This is a genomic window from Absicoccus intestinalis (genome assembly GCF_033971885.1).
GTDB lineage: Bacteria > Bacillota_I > Bacilli_A > Erysipelotrichales > Erysipelotrichaceae > Absicoccus > Absicoccus intestinalis.
On record NZ_JALBUS010000034.1, the window covers coordinates 1 to 4,879 of the forward strand.

The 4,879-nt window shown below is 53.3% G+C and carries 3 rRNA genes; all 3 read right to left on the minus strand.

Annotated elements, in window-relative coordinates:
• Nucleotides 1-8: 8 nt before the first annotated feature.
• The 3 genes from rrf to MOZ64_RS11590 all read right to left on the minus strand — a co-directional run bounded on the left by rrf (nt 9) and on the right by MOZ64_RS11590 (nt 4,790).
• A 5S ribosomal RNA gene (gene rrf, locus MOZ64_RS11580) occupies nt 9-122 on the minus strand.
• Between the two features lie 49 nt (nt 123-171).
• Nucleotides 172-3,051, minus strand: a 23S ribosomal RNA gene (locus MOZ64_RS11585).
• 202 nt (nt 3,052-3,253) lie between these two features.
• Nucleotides 3,254-4,790, minus strand: a 16S ribosomal RNA gene (locus MOZ64_RS11590).
• The 16S, 23S and 5S rRNA genes sit together here, the layout of an rRNA operon.
• Nucleotides 4,791-4,879: the final 89 nt, after the last annotated feature.

Sequence of the window (4,879 nt, forward strand, 5' to 3'; positions counted from 1 at the left end):
AAAAAAAGACCCGGCAGCGTGCTAGGTTCGCAGGGGCAGGCCCAACTATCTTCGCCGCGGGAGTGCTTAACTTCTGTGTTCGGGATGTCAACAGGTGTATCCACTCCGCTATCGCTACCGGATCGTGAGAGATGATCTCTCAAAATCGAACAACGCTTCCGACCTTTTTCTTTGATCAAGTCCTCGACCGATTAGTACCAGTCAACTCCGTACATCACTGTACTTCCATCCCTGGCCTATCTACCTTATCGTCTTTAAGGGGTCTTACTTGTTGGGAGATCTCATCTTGGAGTAGGCTTCGTGCTTAGATGCTTTCAGCGCTTATCCTTTCCCTGCTTAGCTACCCAGCTGTGCTCCTGGCGGAACAACTGGTGCACCAGCGGCAGGTCCATCCCGGTCCTCTCGTACTGAGGACAGCTCTCCTCAGATCTCCAACGCCCACAACAGATAGGGACCGAACTGTCTCACGACGTTCTGAACCCAGCTCGCGTACCGCTTTAATGGGCGGACAGCCCAACCCTTGGAACCGAATCCAGCTCCAGGATGCGATGAGCCGACATCGAGGTGCCAAACCTCGCCGTCGATGTGAACTCTTGGGCGAGATCAGCCTGTTATCCCCAGGGTAGCTTTTATCCGTTGAGCGACGGCCCTTCCATTCGGCACCGCCGGATCACTAATCCCGACTTTCGTCCCTGTTCGACCTGTTTGTCTCACAGTCAAGCACGCTTCTGCATTTGCACTCGACGATTGGTTTCCATCCAATCTGAGCGTACCTTTGGGCGCCTCCGTTACTCTTTGGGAGGCGACCGCCCCAGTCAAACTGCCTGCCTGACACGGTCCCCGATCCAGTTCATGGACCTGGGTTAGAACTCCGATCGCACAAGAGTGGTATCCCACCGGCGACTCCTCGTATTCTGGCGAACACGTCTCTAAGTCTCCCACCTATCCTGTACGTCTACGACCAAAGTTCAATATCAAGCTGCAGTAAAGCTCCATGGGGTCTTTCCGTCTAGTTGCGGGTAACCTGCATTTTCACAGGTACTAAGATTTCACCGAGTCTGCTGCCGAGACAGCGCCCAAATCGTTACACCTTTCGTGCGGGTCAGAACTTACCTGACAAGGAATTTCGCTACCTTAGGACCGTTATAGTTACGGCCGCCGTTCACTGGGGCTTCAACTCACTGCTTCCTCTTCCGATTCACAGATCCTCTTAACCTTCCAGCACCGGGCAGGTGTCACCCTCTATACTTCGCCTTGCGGCTTCGCAGAGAGCTGTGTTTTAGTTAAACAGTCGCTTGGGCCTCTTCACTGCGGCTCTTTCGAGCACTCCTTCTCGCGAACTTACGGAGTCATTTTGCCGAGTTCCTTGGCAACAGTTCTCTCGCTCACCTCGGGATACTCTCCCTGCCCACCTGTGTCGGTTTTGGTACGGGCCGGATGTACATTGCTAGAAGCTTTTCCTGGAAGCCGCTCCGCATGTCTTCGCTACTCGATCGCTCTTTCGCTTCCCTATCACGCCTTCACGTTTCGATGACCGGATTTGCCTGGTCATCCGCTATCTCGCTTCGCCCTCAATCCGTTAAGAGGGTCATGCTTCCCGTCTCCGTCACTCCTTCGCTCTACGTCCGGGTGCAGGAATATCTGCCTGCTTTCCATCCACTACGCCTTTCGGCCTCGCGTTAGGTCCCGACTTACCCAGGGCGGACGAACCTTCCCCTGGAATCCTTGGGCTTTCGGTGTGAAGGATTCTCACCTTCATCTCGCTACTCACACCGGCATTCTCGCTTCCATGCGGTCCACCGCTCCTCTCGGTACGGCTTCTGCCTGCATGCAACGCTCCCCTACCACATCCTTAGATATCCGCAGTTTCGGTATCCGGCTTAGCCCCGGTACATTTTCGGCGCAGGGTCACTCGACTAGTGAGCTGTTACGCACTCTTTCAAGGATGGCTGCTTCTGAGCCAACCTCCTAGTTGTCTGTGCATCCCCACTTCCTTTTCCACTTGGCCGGAATTTTGGGACCTTAACTGGCGATCTGGGCTGTTTCCCTCTTGACCATGGACTTTATCACTCACGGTCTGACTGCCGTGCATCCTGTGCGGCATTCGGAGTTTGATTGGGTTCAGTACCCCGGGATGGGGCCATCACTCATTCAGTGCTCTACCTCCGTACAGGTTCTTCACGACGCTAGCCCTAAAGCTATTTCGGGGAGAACCAGCTATCTCCGGGTTCGATTGGAATTTCTCCCCTAGCCACAAGTCATCCGCCAGCTTTTCAACGATGGTCGGTTCGGTCCTCCATTCAGTTTCACCTGAACTTCAACCTGCTCATGGCTAGATCACCCGGTTTCGGGTCTGCGATGTTCTACTTCCGCCCTCTTCAGACTCGCTTTCGCTGCGGCTCCGCGTTTTCCCGCTTAACCTCGCATCTCATCGCAACTCGCCGGTTCATTCTACAAAAGGCACGCCATCACCCTTCAACGGGCTCTGACTTCTTGTAGGCATACGGTTTCAGGTTCTCTTTCACTCCGCTCCCGCGGTTCTTTTCACCTTTCCCTCACGGTACTGGTTCACTATCGCTCACTCAACTATATTTAGCCTTGGCGGATGGTCCCGCCTGCTTCCGACAAGATTCCTCGTGTCTCGCCGTACTCAGGATCCTGCCTGCTTCCTTTCTCATGTCGTCTACGGGGCTTGCACCCTCTTCGGCCGCGCTTCCAATCGCGTTCGACTATGATCCATTCGTCTTCGGCAGTCCTTCAACCCCGCTCCTCAGAACGGTTTGGGCTCCTCCCCTTTCGCTCGCCGCTACTCAGGGAATCATTCTTATTTTCTTCTCCTGCGGGTACTTAGATGTTTCAGTTCCCCGCGTACCTCTCATGCACCTATCTATTCAGTGCATGATGACCGATCTTCTATCGGCCGGGTTCCCCCATTCGGATATCGATGGATCTTCGCTCCCTAACAGCTCCCCGTCGCTTTTCGCAGTTTGGCACGTCCTTCTTCAGTATTGAGTGGCCAGGCATTCGCCGTACGCCCTTCCTTGCTTGATCTTGGTTCTCTTCGTGTTTTCTTCGAGATCTTTCAGAACTGTTCTACTAACTGTTTATGAAATCTTTCTTCTAAACGTTATAGACCTTCTGTTGTCTTCTTCGTTGTTCGATTTTCAAAGATCATCACTGAGAAATCTTTCGATCTCTCAAAACTGATCAGGAATCCCTTTCGCACATCTCTGTACACTTGCTTTCTCCTTAGAAAGGAGGTGATCCATCCCCACGTTCCCGTAGGGATACCTTGTTACGACTTAACCCCAGTCATCCGTCCTACCTTCGACGGCTCACTCCTTGCGGTTATGCCACCGGCTTCGGGTATTACTGACTCCCATGGTTTGACGGGCGGTGTGTACAAGGCCCGAGAACGTATTCACCGCGACATGCTGATTCGCGATTACTAGCGATTCCAACTTCATGGAGTCGGGTTGCAGACTCCAATCCGAACTGGGACGGACTTTTCGGGATTCGCTCCAGGTCGCCCTGTCGCTGCCCTCTGTATCCGCCATTGTAGTACGTGTGTGGCCCAGGCCATAAGGGGCATGATGATTTGACGTCATCCCCACCTTCCTCCGGTTTGTCACCGGCAGTCTGATATGAGTCCCTAACTTGATACTGGTAACATATCACAAGGGTTGCGCTCGTTGCGGGACTTAACCCAACATCTCACGACACGAGCTGACGACAACCATGCACCACCTGTCTCCTCGATAGCCTCTGCCCTATCTCTAGGGCTTTGCGAGGGATGTCAAGGCCTGGTAAGGTTCTTCGCGTTGCTTCGAATTAAACCACATACTCCACCGCTTGTGCGGGCCCCCGTCAATTCCTTTGAGTTTCACACTTGCGTGCATACTCCCCAGGCGGAGAACTTATTGCGTTGACTGCGGCACTGAGTTATTCCCCCAACACCTAGTTCTCATCGTTTACGGCGTGGACTACTAGGGTATCTAATCCTATTTGCTCCCCACGCTTTCGTACTTCAGCGTCAGTTGCAGACCAGGCGACCGCCTTCGCCACCGGTGTTCTTCCATATATCTACGCATTTTACCGCTACACATGGAGTTCCATCGCCCTCTTCTGCACTCCAGCCGGACAGTTTCCAGTGCAGTGCTGCAGTTGAGCTGCAGCCTTTCACACCAGACTTATCTGGCCGCCTACGTACCCTTTACGCCCAATCATTCCGGATAACGCTCGCCACCTACGTATTACCGCGGCTGCTGGCACGTAGTTAGCCGTGACTTTCTGGCGAGATACCATCAAACAAACAGCATTCCCTCTGCCTGTCCTTTTTCTCTCGCAACAGAGCTTTACAATCCGAAGACCGTCTTCACTCACGCGGCATTGCTCGTTCAGGGTTCCCCCCATTGACGAAAATTCCCTACTGCTGCCTCCCGTAGGAGTTTGGGCCGTGTCTCAGTCCCAATGTGGCCGTTCGCCCTCTCAGGTCGGCTATGCATCGTCGCCTTGGTGGGCCGTTACCTCACCAACTGGCTAATGCACCGCAGGTCCATCCATGTCCAGGGCCGTGGCCCCTTTAACATATCGAAGATGCCTTCCATATGCCTATCCGGTTTTAGCAGTCGTTTCCAACCGTTGTCCCGGGTACATGGGCAGGTTACCTACGTGTTACTCACCCGTTCGCCACTGATCGAAAAGTGCAAGCACTTTTCTCTCCGTTCGACTTGCATGTATTAGGCATGCCGCCAGCGTTCATCCTGAGCCAGGATCAAACTCTTCATTTGATTTAGCTCTTCGATGTTCCTGACATCGTTTGTTTCTTTCTCGAAATTGACGTGTTTCTTGGTTTCCTGTTCAGTTTTCAAAGATCGTC